The sequence below is a fragment of the Nostoc sp. FACHB-280 genome (assembly GCF_014697615.1).
In the GTDB taxonomy this organism is placed as follows: Bacteria; Cyanobacteriota; Cyanobacteriia; order Cyanobacteriales; family Nostocaceae; genus Nostoc_B.
The window spans coordinates 61,196-84,490 of sequence record NZ_JACJSD010000024.1 but is presented as its reverse complement, the minus strand read 5'-3'; the positions used below and the strand labels follow the sequence as shown (position 1 = coordinate 84,490).

The window sequence follows — 23,295 nt, the reverse complement described above, 5'->3', positions numbered from 1 at the left end:
TCCTATATCACTTCAATCGTTCAGCGAGATGATCGCCAACGCGCAAGGCATTCGCCATAATTGTGAGTGTGGGGTTAGCACCAGAATTGGACGGGAAAAAACTACTATCGACAACGTAAAGATTATCGATATCATGGGTGCGACAATTGAGATCAAGGACTGAAGTTTGAGGATCTGTACCAAATCGACAACTACCGCATTGATGAGCTACTGCTTGTTCTGGTAGATGAGTGCGGGGATAAATACTAAATGGTAGGACGTGTTTAGCAGAATGGGGAATTGATTTGAGTACAGATGTCCAACGATGGATGAGGCGATCGCTGGCTTCGGTATTATTTAAGGTATAGTCAATGTGAATCTTTTCACCCACTACCCGAATCCGATTATTGGGGTCTGGTAAATCTTCTGTTTGCAACCACCAACCAACCGACCTCTCGGCTAATAAATGACGCTCAAAATGAGGAATCAATTTCACAAAAGGAGCCATCAACGGCGGTGCTTCGGCGGGAATCATATCTGCAAGCACATTACCAGTATTCTGCACCATACCCATCGGATAAGGAAAATCTGGTTCTCCCCAGTAAAAATCGTTGACAGCGATGGTTTTTTGAAAGTTGGCGTGATTTACCTCTAAATGTATGGAAACTATCGCAGTTTCCAATTGTTTCATGAAATTCCGCCCTACCTGATCAGAACTATTTGCCAATCCATTGGGATGTTGATCGTTAGCGGAACGTAACAACAAAGCAGGTGAGTTGACAGAACCACAGGCAACTACCACAATATCACCAGCAAACCAATGTTTTTCGCCAGCAATTTCCGTTTCTACACTTGTTACCTCTCGTCCTGACTCACTGGTATGTAATCGCACAACTTTAGCATTGGTTTTGAGGGTGAGATTGCTATACTTTTCACGAGCCGGATGAATAGCATTCACCTCAGCATCAGCTTTGGCTTGTACCAGACAAGGATAGCCATCAAAAGTATCGCATCGAATACAGGGACTTTTGGTGCGATCGCTTTCATTCAGCTTTAACCCCAATGGTAAGTGAAATGGATAATAACCCAGTTCATGAATCCCATCAACAAGAGACTGCATATCCGGTTCATGACTCACAGGCGGATAAGGATAAGGTTCACTCCGGGGTGGTTCGGTGGGGTCTTCTCCTGCTTGACCATGCACGTCATACAGCTTTTCTGATTGGCTGTAGTACGGCTCAAAATCTTGATACTTCAAAGGCCATTCTGGCGAAATTCCTCCCTTGTGAATTACCTTTTCAAAATCTCGCTCTCGTAATCTGACTAAGGCTGCACCATAAAGTTTAGTATTACCACCCACCCAATAACCTGTTTGGGGTTGAAAAGCTTTGCCCTCCTTGTCATACCATTCTTCATCAGTGTGGTAGCGATGTTTTTGATAAACTTCTTTGGGATTCCAATTATCTTTTTCTCTCGGTAAAAAGTCACCTCGTTCCAAAACCAAAATTTTTTTACCTGTAGGTGCAAGGCGATAAGCTAACGTACCTCCACCTGCTCCGGTTCCGATAATAATAATGTCGTAATGTTCTGTAATTCTCGTCATAACTGCATACTTATTCCGAGTTCATCTCCGCAGATTTGCAGCTTCTAGAAAGTCCGATAACTCTAAAGATAGATTCTTATATTTAGGCTAAAACTAGAATTTAATTATTGCTTCTATCTAATGGTTTAGTAATTCCTCTACCTAAGGTTAGGCAAATTTTTCATCTTTTTTTCACATATTTTATGTTTATTATTATTTCTAAATTTCTGCATTATTTTCGCTACTATATTGTGCTGTAACTAAGAATTGGTATCATATTAATTTGGATAGTCAACTTCCCACAGAAATCAGTTATATTGTTGTTCACAAATAATTTAAAGCTTATTTATAAAATAAAATTGCCGTATGGTGCGTTAGGCTGAAGCCAAATAGTTTCTTAATAGTTCCACTAAATTAAGTGAGAAATTTTTTCTCGTAAAAACTTTAATTTAAAATTCATATTTACTCAAAGATGAATACAAATATATATCTTTGGTTTGAGGTAAATAACCACTATTGAAATAATAATTATTCCTATTCAAAGTTGTTGGCAAAATATTTAGTACAGCTTTATATGGCAGTCCTAAATTATTCACAAACAACAATATTTCTAAATAATCAAAAAACTTGGGATTTGAGCCAAATATTAACCTAGACCTGCAATTTTTCGTCAGCTGCTAAGTTAGATAATGGGAGAATCTGATGGCTGAAACTATAGAGATTTATGACGATCGCCTGCGTGCAATTGTACCAACTGATGCCTCACTGGAAAAACTAGCCAACGGTGCAGTTCACAGCGAAGGCCCTGTTTACATCCCCGAAGATGACAGCGTAATTTGGAGTGATGCACACGGAAACCGACTTCTGCGGTGGAGTCCTGCTGATCATGTATCCGTTCTCCGTGACCCATCCGATTACCAAAGCGGTAATTACCGCGACTTGGAAGGTCGTATAGTTGCTTGTTCCTCTGGTTTACGCGCCATCATTCGCCGCGAACACAATGGCAAATGGAAAGTTTTATGCGATCGCTACAATGGCAAACGCCTTAACAGTCCTAATGATTTGGTAGTCAAAAGTGACGGTACAATTTGGTTTACTGACCCGCCTTATGGAATCACCGAGCCAAATCAAGGTTATGGCGGTGAACAAGAACAACCGGGAAGCTATGTATATCGCTTTGACCCAGTCACAGATGAGATTTATCCTGTAGTTACAGACATGGTACGCCCTAATGGACTGGCTTTTAGTCCTGATGAAAGCCTTTTGTATGTTTCCGATACAGCTGCGTTTAATATTCCAGACGGGGTGCATCATATTCGTGTGTACGATGTGATAGATGGTCGAGAAACCAAAAATGGTCGTGTTTTTGCCATCATCGAACCGGGATTACCTGATGGATTGCGGGTTGATGAAGTAGGTAATATTTTTACGAGTTCTCAAGATAGTGTGCAAGTATATACACCGGACGGAACGCTGTTAGGCAAAATTCTTGTACCAGAAACCTGCGCTAACCTGACTTTTGGTGGTCAAGAACGCGATCACCTTTTCATCACCGCAGGTAAATCTTTATATGCTATCGACCTGAAAACTCGTGGTGTGCAGCTATGATTTATCAATTTGTGCTAGGTCTTGCGATCGCTGTATTAGTATTACCGCAGGTCATCAACTTTAGATTAGCTGTAGTTTATTATCCATTTTTGGGCTTTCATCTGGTGAGTTCTCTAGTTCATACATACCCTGGCGGACTCGCTGGATTAATACTTTTACTACTGAGAGTTAGCGTTGGTGGGTTGTTTTTAATTCACGGCTACCCCAAAGTATTGCATCTGAAGCGATGGGCTGACTCCATCAATACACCCGTGTTTCTTTGCTTTATCTCTGCATGGACGATGTTGGGTGGGGGATTTTTCCTCATTTTGGGATTTCTCACACTTTTAGCAACTTTACCAATTTTGGCTTCGATGTTGTTTGCAATTTTGTTGCACCTGATTCAAGGTAAGCCGTTTGTCGCCACAGATCCTTACTTAATTCCCGAAGACCAGTATAAAGGCCCACTCGGCAAAGCTGAACCACCTAGTTGGGAAAAAGCCTTTATGTATTGTGTCTTGCTAATTGCGATCGCAGTTTTAGGCCCTGGTGCTTATTCCATAGATGCAGCGATTTTTGGACGTTGATTTATGTAGGAGGTACTTCCGTTTCAGACTTAAGAGCGAACTCATCGATGAGTGTCACAATAATAGCGGCGGCTGGAACTGCAAGTAATACACCAATAAATCCGAATAATTTCCCCATAACCAGAAACGTCACAATTACCATCACAGGATGTATATTAACTTGCTGCCCCATTACCAATGGTTGCACAATATGAGCGTCTATTTGATTCATAACTAAAAATAGTATGAGAACAAATACTAATTTTATTGGTGAAATACTTAAGGCTACTAAGGCTGGTAAAAAAGTCCCAATAATAGAACCAAAATAAGGAATAATTTCAAATAAGGCTGCAATAATGCCGAAGGCAAAAGCTGACGGAATCTGCAAAATCCACAATCCCAAGGCAGCGCCTACACCAAGAAATATCATCGCAATTCCTGTGCCGAAAATCCAACCACGTAGTCTGGTTTGACAAGCTTTGAGGACTCGTATAAACCGTTGGTGGTGTCGGCGAGGAATTAAACGTAAAATGCCATTTACTAAAGATTTGGGGTCGTAAGCCATATACAGTGCTAAGATGACTGTCGCCACTAATTCCAGAGTAAAGTTAAAGGCTTGACCGAGAAAAATAGGTACTCCGCCTAGTAACTGGTTGATAAAGTTCCGTAATTGTATTAGTGATTGGGAGATATCAGGAATAAAGGGAAATTTATGGCGTAGTTGCTCAACATCTCCTGTCAATGTATTAAGATAAGCTGGCAGTGTAGTTAATAGATTTTGAACCTCAGATATAGCATTAGGGATAACTACAGTAGTCAGCAATACACCAAAGCCAATTATCAATCCAATTAATACAATAACTGCAACATCTTGTGATTTAACTAGCTTTTGCAAAAAGCGCAATAGGGTACGTAAGACTAAAGCAATTAATGCTGCAATAGCTATTAGTTCTAATACTGGTAGAAGTTGATATAAAATGTAAAGTCCGGCTGCAAGAATTACAGCTAAAGGTGCGCCACGAGTGAAGCGAGAACATTCATTGTCTCCATCTCTAAAATTTGCCATTTTTTGATCATCACTCATCTTCTATATGAAGATAAATATAGTTACAGATAGTTACTTGTAGATATCTTTGCTCTGTCGGTCATCCTCCTAAAGGTAGTAGTTTGTGTACGATAAAATTCTGGGATAATAAATCATAGGCAAATTAATGAGAGATAATTGGACATATCTCTTATTTATTGCATTCGTGATGACCGAATTACTCGAAAAAGCGATCGCTAAACTCAAAACTTTGCCTCCTAAACAACAGGATGCGATCGCGTCCTTAATTCTTGAAGAACTGGAAGATGAAAACATTTGGGATCAAGCTTTTGAACAATCTCAAGATGCACTCGCTAAACTTGCAGCAGAAGCAATGGCTGAATATCAAGCAGGTAAAACACAACCGCTAGATCCAGAAACACTTTGAAATCAAGGACAACAGTTAAGTTCCGTAAAGCTTTTGCCGATTTGCCCCAAGAAGTTCAAGAACAAGCACGCGAGGCTTATTGTCAGTTTAAGCAATATCCTTGGCATCCAAGTCTTCGTTTTAAACAGGTGCATCAGGAATTACCTATTTACTCTGCTCGTGTCAGCAAGAATTATCGAGCAGTCGGACAACGTGACGGAGATTTGATTGTGTGGTTTTGGATTGGTTCACACGCAGATTATGACAAATTGTTATATCAGTTGTAGGCGAAGTTAAGATTGTTCTCAAGTTGCTTGCTTGAGTTCATTAAATATGCGTTAATCTTTTATTTCATACGAAGCTCGCCTTATACTTCACACTCAGAGTATAGAAGCTATCATTGATGCTCTACTTGAAAAACAAGAGACGCTTTACTCACAATACTCAAAGGCACAAATAATTACAGTTGTATTATTTTGGATGTTATGATTTTGTAATTAACAATATTGCGTGTGCATCAGGATCTTTAACTAAACAACCCTGCTGGTAAGGAAATAAGTTATTTGTAAATTTTACAACTCCTGGTGATATAAGTTGCACTTGATTACGCCGTAACTTATCAACTAACAACTCAAGATTATTCACAACAAGCTGAATCTGCACGTTCGCAATATCGCAACTTTTCCAGTCACTCGGTATAGGACGACCTTTACCCGGCAAAATATAATCTAGCAGTTCAATTCCTACACCACCTTGAGTTGGTCGCAGTGCGGTAATTTGGACTTCGTCCCCTGGTAAATTATCCATACGCGCTTGAGTTGCACGCCAGTTGAGGCTGTGGCTATCAACTTGCATTCCTAAAAGGTCGCGGTAAAAGTGTAGACTTTGTTCAGTATTGGAAATTGCGATCGCACTATGGTCAATTCCCAAAAATAAGCGGTTTGTGTTTTGATGCCATTTATCTTGTCCCTTATCAGGCGGAAACCAAATTAACTCTAAATCATGTCCGTCAGGGTCTTTAAACTTGAAAGCGCGAACACCACCAGAGGCTTGATTATCGGCTGGTATTGTTTGTGGTGCAGATGATATCGGTTGAATTGGAAATGAACTTATATGTGCATAAGCCCTATCCATATCACTCACCACAATTGCTAGATGTTGAAACCACAAGTCATTACTTTGAGAATCTGGGGGAATAGGTTGAGAGTCAATGTTGATATATTCCATCAACTCAATGATTTCATCACCTAAACGTAAAGTTACAATGCGAATTTCTGCATCAATGACACCTTCTAAGTCGCTGTAATCTTTACCTGCAACAATCATGTCAGAAATAAGTTCAAAACCCAGGGCTTGCGTGTAAAAATTTAAAGAGCGATCGCAATTTACTACCGTTAAGCCAATAGCTCTAATTTTTTGCCCTTGGACTGTATGAGTATGACTAAAAGTATTCATAAATGATATTGCCTTCAATCATAGTTAAAGTTTTACGCCTGCCAAAGATAGAGAAGTGAGAACAGAAAAACCCAAATAATATCAACAAAGTGCCAAAACAAAGTAGCAGCACTGACCCCAAAGTGACCTTTTTCGTAGTTACCTGGAATGAAAGAACGAAACAGCATAGTAATTTGAAGAATTACACCAGTCAGAACATGTAGACCATGAAAACCTGTTAAAACATAAAACGTAGAACCAACTAGTCCTGTACTTAAGCCAAAATCAAGTTTGCTCCACTCAATTCCTTGACCAATTAAGAAATAACTGCCCATACAAATTGTGATCAACCATAGCCAACGAAATTTCTTGATATGATTCTGCTTGAGTGAATTTTCTGCTGGTTGAATTACAAAGCTACTGGAGAGTAAAACTACCGTATTAATAATGACAAAAGTAGACAATTCTGGCCCCGAAACACCAGACGGTAGCCAATTTCCTAAATGTGTTAATCGTAGACCAACGTATGTAAAAATAAAGCTCAAAAAAACTATACTTTCCGATAATAAAAATACAGTAAATCCAAAAATTGCTTTACCGTGATGGTCTTCAGAACGTCCACCACGAATTGGCAAATAACGCTTGAGCCAATTGGGTAGAAAACGCCGCCACCTCTCTAAAGGAACAGGACTTTCATCTACATGAATAACACCACGATTCATAGGCTGATTTTTATAGCAAAGTAATGAGTGCTGAGTACTGAGTAGAAATTAATTAGTCAAAATCGATAGATAACAAAACTTCACCCTGTAACCTGTAACCTGTAACCTACCACCTATCACCTATCACCTATCACCTACTATGATTTTCTTGTTGATGATAATCAGCAGGTTCAATCACTGAATATTTGGGATCGCCATAATCATAAGGTGGTCTTTTGACTACTGGAATTTCTTCAAAGTTATCTCGCGGTGGTGGTGAAGTTGTTTGCCATTCCAGCCCTGTAGCCAACCAGGGATTGTTACTGGCTCTTTGTCCATATAGACAAGAACCTACCATATTGGCAATAAAAGGCAGTATAGATACTCCCAACAAAAATCCGCCTAGACTAGCAACAATATTCCATCCTTGATAGCGTGGGTCGTAGGAAGAAATTCGCCGCACCATTCCCTGCAAACCAAGTGGTAACATCGGGAAGAAAGTCAGGTTAGCACCGATAAAAGTTAACCAAAAATGTATTTTTCCCCAGCCTTCAGCGTACATCCGTCCAGTTATCTTGGGAAACCAAAAGTAAATGGCGGCAAAGATGGCCATTGTAATGGTATTAAAGACAATGTAGTGGAAGTGTCCGACTATAAAGTAAGTATTGTGGACGTGAATATCAAATGGTACGGCTGCCAACATCACCCCAGTGACACCACCAAGTAGAAACATAGCTGCACCACCCATCGCAAATAGCATTGGTGTTTCTAGGTGCAGCTTGCTTTTCCAAATCGTAGCCGTCCAACCAAATGCCTTGACACCAGTAGGCACAGCAACCAACATTGATGTCACCATAAATAACATCCGCATCCAGCCAGGGGTAGCACTAGTGAACATGTGATGCACCCACACAAAGATGCTGACTACAGCGATGCCCAAAGAAGCAATAGCTAATGAGCGATAACCAAATAAAGGATTACGGGAAAAAGCAGGCAAAACCTCCGCAAAAATACCAAAAGCAGGTAGCGCCATGATATAAACTGCGGGGTGAGAGTAGAACCAGAATAAATGCTGGTAAATAATTGGGTCGCCATTTTCTAAGGGTTTAAAGAATTGCGTCCCAAAACTGAGGTCAAATAAAAGTAAGATTAATGCACCTGTAAGAGAAGGCAAATTAACTAGCTGCAACAACTGGGCGCTGAGAACAGACCAAACAAACACAGGCATTCGGAAAAATGTCATTCCTGGCGCACGCATCCAAAAAATAGTGGTGACAAAGTTAACAGCACCCATAATGGAAGAGATGCCGATGAGAACTATACTGATAATCCAAATAAATTCACCATTAATTGGCTGTCCAGGAGGAATTTGCAAACTAATAGGGGGATAAGACCACCAGCCAGATTGCGCTGTTCCATTGGGTAATAAGAAACTAGATATTAATAAAATCCCACTAGGGGGAATAATCCAAAATGAGATGGCATTGAGTAGAGGAAACGCCATATCCCGCGCTCCCAACATCAGCGGCACTAGGTAGTTAGAGATACCTGCATTGAAGGGGATAATCCACAAGAAAATCATGATTGTCCCATGCAAGGTAAACAAACCATTGTACAAGGGACGGTCAACTACATTTGATGGCGGCGTAATCAGTTCAGCACGAATCAGCATTGCCAACAGTCCACCAATCAAGAAGAAGATGAAAGTCGTCACCATGTACTGAACGCCGATTACCTTATGGTCGGTGCTGAAGCTGAGGTATTGTCGCCAGTTATTCTCCAACTCGTTGGATGTTTCTCGATTGATGATGATGTTTTCGCTAGATTCATGTGTCATTCTTTACTTTCCTTTTTTGTACGTTAGCCCTTTGGGCGGCTCCTTGGAGCGTCGCAGGCTGCTCAGGTGCGACAGTGTACCAGTTACTCTTAAATAATGTTTTTGGTGGTTGGTTATACTCGGCAACCGCCTGATTTTCTGCGGCTATTGTTTGGTTTTCTGCGGTGGTTAGCCACTGGTTATATTGCTCTGGAGATTCAATCTGCACCTTGGCTGTCATCAAAGCAAAGTATGTCCCACTAAACAAAGCATCTTTCAGCTGATATTCCCCTATCCGAGTGGGTGTAACGACAATATCAATGTCTCGTCCAGGGACAATATACTGCTGTAAGCGAAACTCTGGGACGTAAAAACTGTGGAGTACGTCTTTAGCATGTAGATTCAGACGAGTCCGAAGATTGACAGGTAAGTGTAATTCATTACTAGTAATATTATTGGGATAGCGAAAAGACCAATCCCACTGCTTCACAAAAACATCAATAGTTTCAGCCGCCGGTTTAGGTTGGTCAGCACTTAGTGCAGCATAGACTGGTTCTTCTAGAGGTGTATGCAAATGTACAATTTGCTGTAAACCGAGAATATCTAATTGCTGATAAATGTTGAAACCTTGAAAAGCCAGCCACAAAACTAACAAGGTGGGAGTCGCAGTCCATAAAAATTCCAGTCTTAAATCACCTCTTGATGGGTGTCCTTCGCTGTAGTCATTTTTAGGAGCGCGAAAGAATAGTACTGAGTACACCATCATCCCCAAAAGCCCAAGAATAATAAATGCCCCAATCGCAGTTAAAAAACTGAATAATCTATCTACCTTTTGGGCTTCTGCTGTAGCCTCAACCGGCATCCAAGAATAAGCTTGATCTCCAATCCAATGACTGACAACAAGCAAAACTACAATATAACCAGCTATTAGTAAATATTCTAAAAATCTCCACATAAAATCAGCATAATTGCTCGTTTAAGCTAACAGTCATTTAAATTTCACCATATTCATGGAGAGAAGATTGAAAAACTCTCCATTGCGGCCTCAATGTGCTTTCTTATATGCTTATTTGGGTAGTAAATTTGGGTTTGCGCCTTCTTGGAGTAATTTCGCAGCAGTAATGTGAACCCCAAATTCTGATCCTAATTGCCCGCCTAAAGTGCCGTGGACATACAAAATACCTAGCATTGCCAGTCCTACTAACAAGTAACCCCATTGCACTTGTCTGGAATCATCTTTGCGCCAATGATAGCGTTGCAAGCCTCGCCAGACAGTCATTGCCACAATCATTCCTAACAATACAACACCACCCAAACCATGTAAAAGCATTGTCCAAGAGGCTGTTAATCCCCAATCACTTTTTTGATTTATGGGTGGGTTTGCTAGTAGTAGTTCAAAAAAACCAAATCCAACAGTAAAAAAGGTGATAATTGATGCGCCTAAAAGATTGTACCAGCCAACATCAAAAAAGCCAGCACGAATGGCTGGAAGACCCAAAAATTTGAAGATGGGTCTTTCTATCGGAAAAATAGAGCCTGCTATATCAAACAAGATAGCAATAATGAATAAGCCTAATGTTATATGTACGAGGTTTGGGTGCATAGGAATTTCGTAGGGTAATCCATTAGCACCTAAACGCAATCCTAAAGAGTCAATGAGGAGCGAGTTCATGGGGAAACTCCCTGCTTCATAGCTTCTACGACAGGTTCAACGTGCAAACCATAAACCCAAAATAGTTTACTGCCTAGATATACTTGCAAGAAAACTAGACAGACTAAAAACGTTGCTGCACCCAGATAAGCAGGCGGTACTTTGAGGGGGTTGCGATCGCGGATGACAAACCGCCAAGCTGCAATTATGGACAAAATCGCCCCTAGTGACCAACCCATAACAGTGTGAAAATTCAGTGTAGACTCAACTGCTGGATATACTTGCGCCAGACCCGCTTCAAACTGTCCAAAAATTATGGCAACAAAAATTGCGATCGCAGCCACAAACATATTCCAAAAAGCAACCTCAAACAAACGTATATTGTGGGTAAAATAACCCAGCACATCGCAAATGAATGAGAAAAACACCATTGCAATCACGAAATGGACAACAATTGGGTGGATGGGGTCAGGATATGGGAGATTTTCGCTATTCAGAGGCAGAGAGAACATCGCTTGCTCCTGGCGATCGCTGGAAATTGTAATATAAAAAAATACAGTTCATAATTGTGTTTCAACTGTAAAATTACTCTCCACAAAAGTCTTCTTAACTCTTACCAACGAAATAGAACCATGAATACTATCGTTAGAGTGATTTCTCAAAAAATAATTTATTGATTTTTATCTTGCACACGTAGCAGATAATTATGAAAATCTAATGAAATTTTTCTCAACCTTTAGAAATAACTCTTAATTCCTCCACTAGCTGGAGGTAATTCTGGCTACAAAATTCTAAAGTAATGCCAGAATCGTCAGATAAAAATCAAATTTATCATAGGATGTGTTAAGCGCATATTTTGTAGCTCATTAATCACAAAAACTAGATGCGATCGCCTAACACACCCCACTTCAGATTTACTTGATAAATCATCTCCAAATTACACTTTGAATTGTATAAATAATTCTCAATAAAAAATCAGACAAAGCATATTTTTTAGCATTAGTTACAGCATTATATTTTTTAAAGGAAAAATTATGAGCTATTCCCCTTACCTGCTCAAAGGTCAAAAAGCAATTGTCACTGGTGCTAGTTCTGGCATTGGTGAAGCTATAGCTCGTTATTTGGCTTTGTCAGGTGCGGCAGTAGCTATTAACTATCATTCTGAAACTGAAGAAGCTAAAAAAATAGTTGATGATATTAGAGCAAATAATGGTGAAGCTTTTGCCATTCAAGCTGATGTCAGTAAAGAAGACCAAGTTAAGGCAATGTTTCAGCAAACACTCCAGAAATTTGGCACCATTGACATCTTAGTAAACAATGCAGGGCTGCAAAAAGACTCACCATTGATCGATATGACTCTCGATCAATGGAATACGGTCATTGGAGTTAACTTAACAGGACAATTTTTGTGCGCTAGAGAAGCTGCTAAAGAATTCTTGCGTCGAGGAGTGCAACCGCAGATTTCATCCGCCGCAGGTAAGATTATTTGTATGAGTTCAGTGCATCAGGTAATTCCTTGGGGCGGTCATGTTAACTATGCGGCTAGTAAAGGCGGTATTAATATGATGATGCAAAGTATTGCCCAAGAACTTGCACCCCATAAAATTCGTGTGAATAGCATTGCCCCTGGTGCAATCAAAACTCCTATCAATAAATCAGCTTGGGATAACCCCCAAGCCGAAGCAAAGTTATTACAACTGATTCCAGCAAAACGAGTTGGTGAAGTAGAAGATATTGCCAAAGCCGCAGTTTGGTTAGCTTCAGATGACTCTGATTATGTTAACGGTACAACTCTGTTTGTAGATGGTGGTATGACTTTATATCCAGGTTTTACGAATAACGGCTAGAAAGTGCTGAGTAAAAATGCTAGTTACACTTTGTTATTAGATCCCCGACTTCTTTAAGAAGTCGGGGATCTGACCACCACTTCTGCCTCCTGCCTCCTACTTCTTATGCCCACACAAGTTACTGTTAATCCTGGTTTAATCACAATTAACGATGGTTCCTCATTTCTGGTGACAGCTAGTGATGGTTCCATTGATGATAATCAAGCACAAGGTTTTTTTGTGCGGGACACACGTCTCATTTCTTACTACGAAATTTCTCTCAACCGCTACCAATTGGTGCTGTTAGCTTCTAGCAATCTCGATCATCACACTGCCCTTTATCAATTTACCAATCCGCAAATCCCCACACTTAATGGCAACGTTCCTGCTGGTAGTTTGCTCGTAACCATTCGCCGCGACATTATCGGAGGAATGCACGAAGATATCGACATCACCAACTATCACTCAGAAACGGTTGAATTTCAACTTATGTTGGCGATTCGTTCTGATTTTGCAGATATCTTTGAGGTAAAAGCCAAGAACATCATCATTAGGGGTGATACTGAAACGGTCTGGAAAGATCATGTCCTCACTACTAAATATCGTAGTGGCTCTTTTGTCAGAGGCATCGTCACTGAAACAGTTTGTTCAACTTCTGGGGCAAGCTATGCCAACGGTCGTTTGATGTTTAATGTGGTGATTACTCCTGGCAAAACGTGGCATACCTGTATTAACTTTACAGCCTTAGCCAATGGAGATGTCCTCATACCTCAACAAACCTGTGCTGTATCTCATACTACAGATGCCGGAAAAGTAAGAAATGAATTTCTCAGTAATGCGACACAACTGCAATCTTCCAATGCCGAGATTAGAGGATTTTATCAGCAGGCGCTTGTTGATATGGCAGCGTTACGGATTGAGGTAGATGACAACAGTCATCAATTTTGGATGCCTGCGGCTGGTATACCTTGGTTTATGGCTGTTTTTGGTCGTGACTCTGTAATTACCAGTTTGCAAACAATGGCGGTTTATCACGAATTTGCCCGTGGTACGCTGTTAAGATTGGCGCAGTTACAAGCAAAACAGTTAGATGACTGGCACGATGCTCAACCAGGCAAAATGCTGCATGAATTACGGCGTGACGAATTAACCAAACTCAATCAACTGCCATACAATCCCTATTACGGTACGGTAGATACTACTATTTTGTGGATTGTTACGTTAGCTGAGACTTATAACTGGAACGCTGACCTCACTATGCTTGAGGAGTGTCGATCGCCTCTAGAAAAAGCCCTAAATTGGATTGATAAGTATGGCGATTTTGATGATGATGGGTTTGTAGAATATTTAACTCTTTCTAGTCATGGATTACGTAATCAAGGCTGGAAAGATTCGGGAGACTCAATAGTTTACCCTAATGGCAAATTAGCTGAACCGCCAATTGCTTTGTGTGAGGTGCAAGGTTACGTTTATGATGCTTGGCTAAAAGCAGCTTTAATTTATGAAGTGTGGGGAGAACAGGAACAAGCGGACAAGCTACGTCAAAAAGCAGCAGAACTATATCAACGCTTTAACGATCGCTTTTGGATGGAAGACGAAGGCTTTTACTGTCTTGGCTTAGATAACCACAAACAACAAATTAAATCTATCGCCTCTAACCCTGGTCAATTGCTCTGGTCTGGTATTGTACCCCAAGAAAGAGCGAAAAAAGTTGCAGAGCGACTTTTTGATGCAGATATGTGGTGTGGTTGGGGTATACGGACTCTTTCATCGCAAAATCAAGGCTATAACCCCATTAGTTATCAACGCGGAAGTGTTTGGCCACACGACAACTCAATTATTGCGGCTGGGTTAAAGCGATACGGCTATCACAAAGAAGCCAATCATATTGCTGAAGGAATTTTTGCAGCTGCTAGTTATTTCCAATCGGGACGAATGCCAGAATTGTTTGGCGGAATTGAACGCCGAGATGATAACTTTCCCGTCCCTTATCCAGATGCAAATATACCCCAAGCTTGGGCGGCTGGTTCGATTTTCTTACTGATTCGCAGCATACTAGGACTCGAAGCCGATGCACCAAAGCGAAAATTAAAGGTACAGCCAAGTTTACCAGAATGCTTGCCAGATTTGGAATTGCTCAATTTGACTGTGGGAGACGCGAAAGTGTCATTGCGTTTTTGGCGCGAAGGAGAACAAACCAAATGGCAAGTTACCCATACTGATGGCGAAGTACAAGTAATTGACGGGGAAGAGTAAACAATGGCTTCAGATTTATCGGAAAAAACTTATTTAGAGGTTTAATCTATGTAAGAGAGTTGATTTAAAAAGATGTTCTATCCCTCTGGCCACTAATTTAGGATTTACGCAGGAAATGTTGGGTACAACTCAGAAAACAATTTTTATGCACAATAACCAATCACAAAAACCGACCCTTGCTTATTGGTATGTTTGGACTGATCAAAATGGTGTAAGTCACCAGTCTCGTCGTCAAATTGAGGACTTCAATCAAAAAGGTATTGCACCAGATACCGCTCCTCAATGGATGTCTAAATTAAAACAGTCTGGTGCTACTATCTCGTATACAGTGTTACCTGTTGGATGGATTGGAGAATGGCATGAAAATCCCAAGCCTCAATGGATTGTTCCTCTGTCAGGACGCTGGTTTGTAGAAACTATGGATGGTCAGAGAGTAGAGATGGGTGCTGGCGAGATTTCTTTTGGAGGCGACCAGGGAACAAAAGAGGATGGACAAGGCCATAAAGGTCATCTGTCTGGAACAGTAGGTGATGCGCCAGCTGTATTAATGATGGTGCAATTTGATGAGAAACCAAGTATGGACTAGTTTTCCTATGTAAGAATTCAGGAGCCAGAATTCAGTAGTCAGAAATGATTGAAAAATTAGGAAAAAATTTGTTGAAGAAGAATGCTGGCTTCTGAATTATTCTTCAAGGTAATGCTTTAAATTTATTCATTTTACATTATCTATCTACACTCTCCATAATTTATATCTTTCTAGAGGACGATTAGAAACTATAGTAATGTCGATACTATAGTTTCTAATTGCAAATGTGTTTTTTTTAATTCCATATTTTACTGATTTATTCTTTTATAAATCAAAAATAAAGTTTTAGTTGATCCAGGTTTCGGTAATTATTTGCATAATTATTTATTTTCATTTGTGAGGTGATTTATAGTAGCTAAAGTTTACAGCTACTAATTTTTTTGAAATGCGAACTTTAACAGCCAGGAGCATTTAACATGAAAGCAGTAGTTTTCCACGGAATAGGAGATATTAGGTTAGATAACGTACCAGAACCAAAAATTAAAGAACCAACTGATGCCATTATTAGACTGACTTCTAGTGCAATTTGTGGCACAGATTTACACATGATTCGGGGAACATTTACAGGAATGAAACCTGGTACAATTCTGGGACATGAAGGTGTTGGAATAGTTGAAGAAATTGGTTCTAATGTGCGAAATTTAAAAGTAGGCGATCGCGTTGTTGTTCCCTCTACAATTGCCTGTGGCTATTGTTCATATTGCCGTACAGGTTATCATGCTCAATGTGATAACGCTAATCCTCATGGACATAACGCCGGTACAGCTTTTTTTGGCGGCCCAGAAGCAGCAGGCCCCTTCGATGGCTTGCAAGCAGAATACGCACGGATTCCTTATGCCAATGCAGGACTAGTTAAACTACCAAAAGAAGTCACCGACGACCAAGCAATTCTTTTATCTGACATCTTTCCTACGGCATACTTTGGAGCCGATATTGCAGAGATCACACCAGGAGATACAGTCGCTATCTTTGGTTGTGGCCCTGTTGGTCAGTTTGCCATTGTCAGTGCCAGACTTTTTGGCGCTGGACGCATCATTGCAGTAGATACCATTCCCTCACGCTTAGAAATGGCGCGTGATTTGGGTGCAGAAGTTATAGACTATAATGCCGAAGATCCAATTGAAGCGATCCGTGAATTAACTGGAGGTATCGGTGTAGATAGAGTAATTGAAGCTGTTGGCGTAGATGCTAATGCTCCAGACAGTGGCCCAGCCGCCGCAAAAGCACGACAAGAAGCACAACAATTCCAGCAGCAATTACAACAGATTGCTCCTCAAACTAATCCGCAAAATGGCAATTGGCATCCTGGGAATGCTCCTTCTCAAGCACTAGAATGGGCAGTACAAGCATTAGCAAAAGCTGGGACACTCTCAATTATTGGGGTTTATCCACCAACTCACAATTTCTTCCCCATTGGTATGGCAATGAACAAGAATTTAAGCATCAATATGGGTAATTGTAATCACCGAAAATATATTCCGATGTTGGTGGATTTGGTTCGCAACGGCACAGTAGACCCAACTAAAGTTTTAACCCAAGTCGAACCTTTAATGTCAGTAATTGATGCTTACAAAGCATTTGACAAACGGCAACCTGGTTGGGTGAAAGTTGAATTAGTCCCAGGAGCAACATTAGCTAACGTCTAGAGTTTTTGATAATACCATTGCTTGATGAAGATGTAATTGATCAAGCAATGGTATTAGTTTGTCCTATTAACTGAAAATTTTATATCAGCAAGTAGGTTAACTTGCTGATAGTTTTTACTTTTCATGATAGGAGACTGCACAGGAGAACTGAAGCTTGTTATCGCAGAATATTTGCAAATTACTATTTTGATCGCTTGGTTAATAAGATTAGGTTAATTATGACATCCAAAACAAGCAGTCATCCTTATTTTTTGAATCCTCAACCATCTAACTTTAGTTATCCACTTTTTGTATTTCTGCCAGGGATGGATGAGACTGGAAAGGAATTGATGTATATTCAAACACAAGGCTTAGAGGCTGCTTTTAATGTACGTTGTTTTGTGATTCCAGCCGATGATTTAACAAGTTGGGATGAAATGACAGAAGAATTAGTATATTTAATTCAGAAAGAATTAGCTAAATTACCCCTTAGACAAGAAGTTGCTTGTTGTGATACATCGCCTGTCTATCTCTGTAGTGAATCATTCGGTTGTTGCTTGGCGCTTAAAGTTCTAGAAAAATTTCCGCAACTGTTTACGAAGATTATTTTGATTAACTCTGCTTCTTCATTTCATCGAGTACCTTGGTTAAATTTAGGTTCGTTGTTATTTCCTTATACACCCAATTTATTTTATAAAATTTCTTCGTTATTATCTTTGCCTTTCCTCGCTAACTTAAAGCAAATTTCACCTGCGGCTAGTCAAGCTCTTTTAAAATCAACTAGCTCTGCACCCAAAGAAACTGCTAGTCAGCGACTAGCTTTGATGAGAGAATTTTATATTGATGAAAAAAAATTATCTCAAATCACTCAACCTGTCTTACTTATTGCTGGTAAAAATGATCGCCTTTTGCCATCAGAAGACGAGGCAAAACGTTTAAGTAATATCTTTCCTAATTCTCAGTTAATCACTCTACCTCATAGTGGTCATGCCTGTTTAGTTGAAAAGGATGTAAATCTTTATCAAATTTTATCATCAGTTAATTTCATTTAAAGTATATAAAATATTTAATAGGTAAACAAATGATTTTGCTCAAAAGAGCTTGGAGTATTTTTAGTATAAGTTTATTATCTACACTCACCGCTTATCCCGTGTTAGGTGCAGAAAGAATAAAATTTAACTATGGTCTTTTAGAAGAGTCTATACCTATTAGTTCGTTAGAAAGCTATGTGAAAACAGGCAGATTAGACGATAATTTAGCTTCATACAGTAGATACATAGGCAAAAAGCAACTAACTCAACTGCGGAAATCTTTAATCACTCCTATTCCTTTGAATCAAATAGAAGTTTCGCAATTTTTATATACACCTATTGGGGAAAGATTATTAGAAAAATTAGGAAAGGTTATTCAGACAGAATCTAACTTATCAGGATTCTATGCAATTCGCGCTGCATTGATTTTATCCGCATCCGAGCAACAAAATTTTACACTTTTAAATGTATTACAAAAATTTCCAGCAAGTGCAATTTCTATTAATTTAAGTCAAACCTTAGAAATCGTAGATGCTTTACAAGATTTAGTTAATCAAACTCAAAATGCAGTAGCTCTTGTTAACCAACAGTCTCAGCAACAGCTAATAAATACTTCTACTCTTAAAGTTGCGCCATTGCAGGACTTGAAAAACCCTGGAAGCTTTAGGTTTACAAAACAAACTATTCTACTTAACGATTTCTCGCGTCTTAGACAATTTCCGGCTGATATTTATCTACCAACTACTCAAAATCCTCGCCCCGTAATTGTCATCTCACACGGACTTGGCTCTGATAGAACCAGTTTTGCATATCTAGCTGAACATTTAGCTTCTTATGGTTTTGTTGTTGCTGTTCCTGAACATCCTGGTAGTAATTCAAAACAAATACAAGCCTTATTATCAGGTACAGCAGATAAAGTTACTAATCCTAGAGAATTTATTGATAGACCTTTAGACATTAAATTTTTACTAGATGAATTGACTCGTTTATCAAAATATAATTCAAAATTTCAAGGGCATTTGAATTTAGAGCAAATTGGCGTAATAGGACAATCATTTGGTGGATATACAGCATTAGCTTTAGCAGGTGCAGAAATTAATTTTAAGAAATTAAATGCCGATTGCCCAGCTTTACAAGATACATTAAATGTTTCCCTATTACTTCAATGTTTGCTAGTCAGCTTACCACATACTGAATATAGTTTATCTGATAGCAGAATAAAAGTAGCAATTGCAATTAATCCAGTTGATAGTAGTATTTTTGGACAGGAGAGTCTCAGCAACATTAAAATTCCCTTGATGATTGTGTCTGGTAGTGATGATACAATTGCTCCGGCTTTGCCAGAACAAATTCAGCCTTTTACTTGGTTAACAACACCAAATAAATATTTAGCACTTATCAATGGTGGTACACATTTTTCTACAATTGCCGAATCATCTAATGAAGTTGTATCTGTACCTACAGCAATAATCGGTTCTAATCCAGCTTTAGCACAACGCTATATTCGAGCTTTGAGTGTTGCTTTCTTGGAAACTTATGGTGTTGATCAAGAAAATTTTCTTCCATATTTGAGTACAGATTACATTAATACAATTAGTCAGCAACCACTTCCATTAAGTTTAATTAAATCTCTAACTCCTGAGCAATTACAACAAGCAATTCAATAATAATTTTGTCAAATTTATGAAGAACAGGTACGAGGTGTTGCTCGTACTCCAGTCAAACAATCATCCTGAGAAACATTTGTAGATTTTACGTTTTGACCATAATGACTGTGCAATTACTATTCCGCGCAATCTTTTCGGGAATATTTCCTTGAATTGCTTGTTGTAATAAACCTTCACGACTAGCGCCTAAAATAATCACATCGGTGTCGTCTTGTGCGGCACAATCAATGACAGCCTCACAAACAGAATTGGATTTAACTGAAGTAGCGAGTACTTTACCATTAACTCGGCGTTGGAGAAAATGAAGAGATTTTTTTAATAATGTTGTGTCAGGTGTGAAATTACTCGGCTGAAAAACTTGACACAGCTTGATTTTAGGGGATGAACTTAAGGAACTCAAGGCAGGTAATAATTTAATTGCTTGGCGAGAGTTAGGCCCGCCGGCAATTGGCAATAACCAACGGTCGAAGGCTTTCTTGTCATCTAATTTAGCTAAGACAACATCACAAGGAGCTTGTCGAATTATTGTATCTACTATTCGGCTGAAAACTCTACCAGGCGTTGATGTAGTGCCTTTCCAACCCATTAATACTAAATCAATATGTCGCTCTTTCACTGTTTCCAAAATTGCTTCAGCTACATTATGGGCAACTCGTATCTGGGTATGAATAGGAATACGCTGTTTTTGACCTAATAATATTGCTTCTTCCAGAAGACGGTGACTTTTGGTAGTGTCTACTGGTGTTTCTGATGGGATACGCCTTGGTGAGACAATAATTACTTGTAAGCATTCTATTTCATAGTTGCGTTGTTTGGCGATCGCAACTGCCATATCTAATAAAGTCTTGGCTGTCTGTGGATGTGAAAGCGGTACTAGTAGTCTGCCTTTGCCTGTAGCCGGAGTGCGAGTTTGATAAATTACATAAGAAGGCGCTGATTTTGGTTCTATCCCTTGAAGCTGGCCACTTAACCTCTCTGCTTCTACACGGATAATATCACTACGAGTAATGATTCCTACTAGTTTTCTGCCTTCGGTTACAGGTAAGCAGCTGAGATTATGACGATTAAGTATATGTAAAACATAGGCTAGTGTGGCTGTAGGGCTGACAGTCACTGGTTCAGGTGTCATAATCTCGCTGATAGTTGCATTTCCCTTTATCTGTTGTGAAGCGTTGTGAACTAAATCTTTCTGCGTGATAATGCCTACAACTTTACCATTTTCTAAAATTGGGAAATTGCGATGGTGAGACTGAGAAAATGCTTGCACTGCTTCATCAATACTCATCTGGCTAGAGAGAGTTTCAACACGTCTTTGCATCACCTCTGCGGCGCTGATTTGTGCTAACAGTCCATCTGTAGTTGGCTCTTTTTGAATGTGAATACCTTTTCTTTCGAGTAAAAGGTCATAGAGTGACCTGTGATCAATTCTTTCCGCTACTAAATAGGCAACTACAGATACAATCATCAAAGGTAGCACCAGATTGAAATCTGTCGTCATCTCAAACACAATGATGACTGCTGTAATCGGTACTTTAGAGACAGCACTAAAAAATGCTGCCATCCCCACATGAGCATAAGTTGTTGCCGCACTCATTCCCAACCAACTTTGTTCAGCAGCACCCACCAAATAACCAAGAGCCGAGCCTAACACTAAAGTGGGAACAAGTAAACCCCCAGGCGCTCCAGAGCCATAAGTTAAAAGAATTAAGGTAAATTGGACTAAAAGAGCGATCGCAGCAAATAACCAATGAGCATCACCCATCAATATAATTTCTCTTAGCCCAGCATTATTGCGAAAAGTTACAGGCAACAAAGCGATCGCAATTCCACTAACTAACCCCACAATTCCAATTCGCCAAGGTAAACTCAGGTGTAGTAAACGCTGATTCATCTCCAAACTAGCAATCACACCTTTATTAAACAAAATCCCTAATAATCCTGCTAATCCACCCAAAATCAAGTAAAAAGGGATTTCCTGAGCAAAGAAAGTTGTATGCCCAGATACTAAATTGATTTGACTCAAATCAAAGCTGTGACTACCATAAAGGCGAGAAATCACGGAAGCGATAAAAGAAGCCAAAATAGCTGTGCCAAGAGTAATACCTGACACATCTTGAAGTAACTCTTCTACAACAAACAGTACACCAGCGATCGGTGCATTGAAAGCAGCCGCTAACCCGGCTCCTGCACCTGCGGCAATTAGTTGACGGCGATGCTCAGGAGAAGTCGGTACCCAATTACTCAGTTGATTTGCCAAAGCTGCCCCAATCTGCACAGTTGGCCCTTCTCGTCCTAAAGGCATCCCAGAACCCAGCACCAATGTAGCACTAACCAACTTGACCAAAGCAATCCGCAGATTTAACGGCATCGGTACGCGAGCCAACACCGCCTTTACTTCCGACATTCCGCTTCCAGATGCTTCAGGCGCAAAACGCTCAACTAACCAACCAGCTAAAATACCTCCGACTAGACCAATGCCCGGTAGTACCAAATAAGCAGGCCATAAGTAAGAAACATGCACTCGCCACGCCCCTGCCCAGTCTACAGCTTGTCCTAATAAAACTGCCGCTAGGCCAGAAACTAGACCAATCAAGCACGCTTCAGCAAACGCCAAGCGCCTGGGTTGGAGCATTTGTCGAGCAAGCCTCAACCAGAGAATTTTCCCTCTGACGAACATATTCTTAGCAATCACTTGTCATCAGTGAAAGTCAGTAAAAGTCTGAAGTTTTTTACAGTTTATCTCATCAACAACTACTTTCAAGAAAATGAAATTTAAATGAAATCCTCATCAACCGAAAGATAGATATATAAAACAGCAAGTTTTTATTGCTGTAATTCAATTTAAATGCCAACAAAAATGAAATCTAAATGAAATTCTTATCTACCGAAGGTTAGATGATGAAAATGCAGTTTTTTATTGACACCAACAATTCGAGCGCCGATAAAAATGAAATTTAAATGAAATCCTTGTCTACCAAAAGATAGATTATAAAATTGCAGGCTTTTATTGACACCAACAATTCGACTGCCGATAAAAATGAAATTTAAATGAAATCCTTATTTACTCAAAAATAAGCTAAATTATTAAAATCTCAATGAAATACCAAACGAATTGAATATGAAGTATAAAGTAGTGTCAGGAATTGACAGAGTATCCCGCTTTTTTACATAATATGTAACTAGTCAAACCCTGAGTATTATTTGGTTGTCATGCCAGTATAAAGCTATGACTGGTACAATTTATGCTTGAAATTAAACCGCATTGCTTGATTTTATTCCGTAGTTTATCTAGCTTATAAATATGATTGGTTTTCCCTGAAAACCTTCCTTAGCAAGCTTTTTGCCTATATATAGACTCTAAGTATCTAACCAGATTATTAGTAAATAATCATAATATTTGATGCTAGTTTGAACTTATGCCATTGAGAGCTAATCGAAATAGCAGTAGCAAGCATTTCAGAAAAAAAAGGTGATTGCTTATTATCCAGCACTCACCTTTAACTTAGTTAATGCGAGTCTTAATTATGGCACAAAAGA

General features: G+C 39.6%; 19 protein-coding genes. 10 read left to right on the top strand and 9 right to left on the bottom strand.

What is annotated here, in order from left to right:
- Positions 1 to 7: 7 nt before the first annotated feature.
- The gene (locus tag H6G75_RS18355; RefSeq protein WP_190981443.1) at positions 8 to 1,582 is read right to left on the bottom strand and encodes a GMC oxidoreductase; all 1,575 of its coding nucleotides are present in this window, start codon (positions 1,580 to 1,582) and stop codon (positions 8 to 10) included.
- A gap of 681 nt (positions 1,583 to 2,263) precedes the next feature.
- Between H6G75_RS18355 and H6G75_RS18350 the strand changes: the two genes are divergently transcribed.
- On the top strand, positions 2,264 to 3,169 hold the full coding sequence (locus H6G75_RS18350) for an SMP-30/gluconolactonase/LRE family protein (protein WP_190981442.1): 906 nt from the start codon (positions 2,264 to 2,266) through the stop codon (positions 3,167 to 3,169).
- Positions 3,166 to 3,735 carry a DoxX family protein gene (locus H6G75_RS18345; RefSeq protein WP_190981441.1) on the top strand — a complete coding sequence of 190 codons (570 nt, stop codon included), beginning with the start codon at positions 3,166 to 3,168 and terminating at the stop codon, positions 3,733 to 3,735. The genes H6G75_RS18350 and H6G75_RS18345 overlap by 4 nt, the downstream gene beginning before the upstream one ends.
- Before the next feature lies 1 nt (position 3,736).
- On the opposite strand, the gene H6G75_RS18340 is transcribed toward H6G75_RS18345, so the two are convergent.
- Positions 3,737 to 4,780, bottom strand: coding sequence for an AI-2E family transporter (locus tag H6G75_RS18340; protein WP_190981460.1), 1,044 nt, complete (start codon positions 4,778 to 4,780; stop codon positions 3,737 to 3,739).
- Between the two features lie 187 nt (positions 4,781 to 4,967).
- Between H6G75_RS18340 and H6G75_RS18335 the strand changes: the two genes are divergently transcribed.
- Both H6G75_RS18335 and H6G75_RS18330 read left to right on the top strand, forming a co-directional pair.
- Positions 4,968 to 5,186 carry a hypothetical protein gene (locus H6G75_RS18335; protein WP_190981459.1) on the top strand — a complete coding sequence of 73 codons (219 nt, stop codon included), beginning with the start codon at positions 4,968 to 4,970 and terminating at the stop codon, positions 5,184 to 5,186.
- The gene (locus H6G75_RS18330; protein WP_190981440.1) at positions 5,183 to 5,452 is read left to right on the top strand and encodes a hypothetical protein; all 270 of its coding nucleotides are present in this window, start codon (positions 5,183 to 5,185) and stop codon (positions 5,450 to 5,452) included. Before H6G75_RS18335 ends, H6G75_RS18330 begins: the two co-directional genes overlap by 4 nt.
- A gap of 196 nt (positions 5,453 to 5,648) precedes the next feature.
- On the opposite strand, the gene H6G75_RS18325 is transcribed toward H6G75_RS18330, so the two are convergent.
- The 6 genes from H6G75_RS18325 to H6G75_RS18300 form a co-directional block, all read right to left on the bottom strand.
- The gene (locus H6G75_RS18325; RefSeq protein WP_190981439.1) at positions 5,649 to 6,620 is read right to left on the bottom strand and encodes a VOC family protein; all 972 of its coding nucleotides are present in this window, start codon (positions 6,618 to 6,620) and stop codon (positions 5,649 to 5,651) included.
- A 32-nt stretch (positions 6,621 to 6,652) separates the two neighbouring features.
- Positions 6,653 to 7,321, bottom strand: coding sequence for a heme-copper oxidase subunit III (locus H6G75_RS18320; RefSeq protein WP_190981438.1), 669 nt, complete (start codon positions 7,319 to 7,321; stop codon positions 6,653 to 6,655).
- A 130-nt stretch (positions 7,322 to 7,451) separates the two neighbouring features.
- Positions 7,452 to 9,137, bottom strand: a complete 1,686-nt coding sequence (locus tag H6G75_RS18315) for a cbb3-type cytochrome c oxidase subunit I (RefSeq protein WP_190981437.1) — start codon at positions 9,135 to 9,137, stop codon at positions 7,452 to 7,454.
- Positions 9,127 to 10,071, bottom strand: coding sequence for a cytochrome c oxidase subunit II (locus tag H6G75_RS18310; protein ID WP_190981436.1), 945 nt, complete (start codon positions 10,069 to 10,071; stop codon positions 9,127 to 9,129). The genes H6G75_RS18315 and H6G75_RS18310 overlap by 11 nt, the downstream gene beginning before the upstream one ends.
- A 111-nt stretch (positions 10,072 to 10,182) precedes the next feature.
- On the bottom strand, positions 10,183 to 10,788 hold the full coding sequence (locus H6G75_RS18305; RefSeq protein ID WP_190981435.1) for a DUF2231 domain-containing protein: 606 nt from the start codon (positions 10,786 to 10,788) through the stop codon (positions 10,183 to 10,185).
- Complete coding sequence (locus H6G75_RS18300) at positions 10,785 to 11,279, bottom strand: DUF2231 domain-containing protein (protein WP_190981434.1); 495 nt, start codon at positions 11,277 to 11,279, stop codon at positions 10,785 to 10,787. The genes H6G75_RS18305 and H6G75_RS18300 overlap by 4 nt, the downstream gene beginning before the upstream one ends.
- 522 nt (positions 11,280 to 11,801) lie before the next feature.
- Between H6G75_RS18300 and H6G75_RS18295 the strand changes: the two genes are divergently transcribed.
- The 6 genes from H6G75_RS18295 (at position 11,802) to H6G75_RS18270 (ending at position 19,758) form a co-directional block, all read left to right on the top strand.
- On the top strand, positions 11,802 to 12,614 hold the full coding sequence (locus H6G75_RS18295) for an SDR family oxidoreductase (RefSeq protein WP_190981433.1): 813 nt from the start codon (positions 11,802 to 11,804) through the stop codon (positions 12,612 to 12,614).
- Between the two features lie 105 nt (positions 12,615 to 12,719).
- A complete protein-coding gene (locus H6G75_RS18290) occupies positions 12,720 to 14,849 on the top strand; it encodes an amylo-alpha-1,6-glucosidase (RefSeq protein WP_190981432.1) in 2,130 nt (709 codons plus the stop codon).
- 115 nt (positions 14,850 to 14,964) lie between these two features.
- Entirely contained in the window at positions 14,965 to 15,435 is a 471-nt protein-coding gene (locus H6G75_RS18285; RefSeq protein ID WP_242051565.1) for a cupin domain-containing protein, read from the top strand.
- A gap of 416 nt (positions 15,436 to 15,851) precedes the next feature.
- Positions 15,852 to 17,081, top strand: coding sequence for a zinc-dependent alcohol dehydrogenase (locus tag H6G75_RS18280; RefSeq protein WP_190981431.1), 1,230 nt, complete (start codon positions 15,852 to 15,854; stop codon positions 17,079 to 17,081).
- A 218-nt stretch (positions 17,082 to 17,299) separates the two neighbouring features.
- Positions 17,300 to 18,112, top strand: a complete 813-nt coding sequence (locus tag H6G75_RS18275; protein ID WP_190981430.1) for an alpha/beta fold hydrolase — start codon at positions 17,300 to 17,302, stop codon at positions 18,110 to 18,112.
- Positions 18,113 to 18,141: 29 nt separating this feature from the next.
- Positions 18,142 to 19,758 (top strand): alpha/beta hydrolase, encoded by a 1,617-nt coding sequence (locus H6G75_RS18270; RefSeq protein WP_190981429.1) that lies wholly within the window; start codon positions 18,142 to 18,144, stop codon positions 19,756 to 19,758.
- Between the two features lie 85 nt (positions 19,759 to 19,843).
- Here H6G75_RS18270 and H6G75_RS18265 read toward each other — a convergent pair whose 3' ends face one another.
- On the bottom strand, positions 19,844 to 22,435 hold the full coding sequence (locus tag H6G75_RS18265; protein ID WP_190981457.1) for a chloride channel protein: 2,592 nt from the start codon (positions 22,433 to 22,435) through the stop codon (positions 19,844 to 19,846).
- Between the last annotated feature and the right edge of the window lie 860 nt (positions 22,436 to 23,295).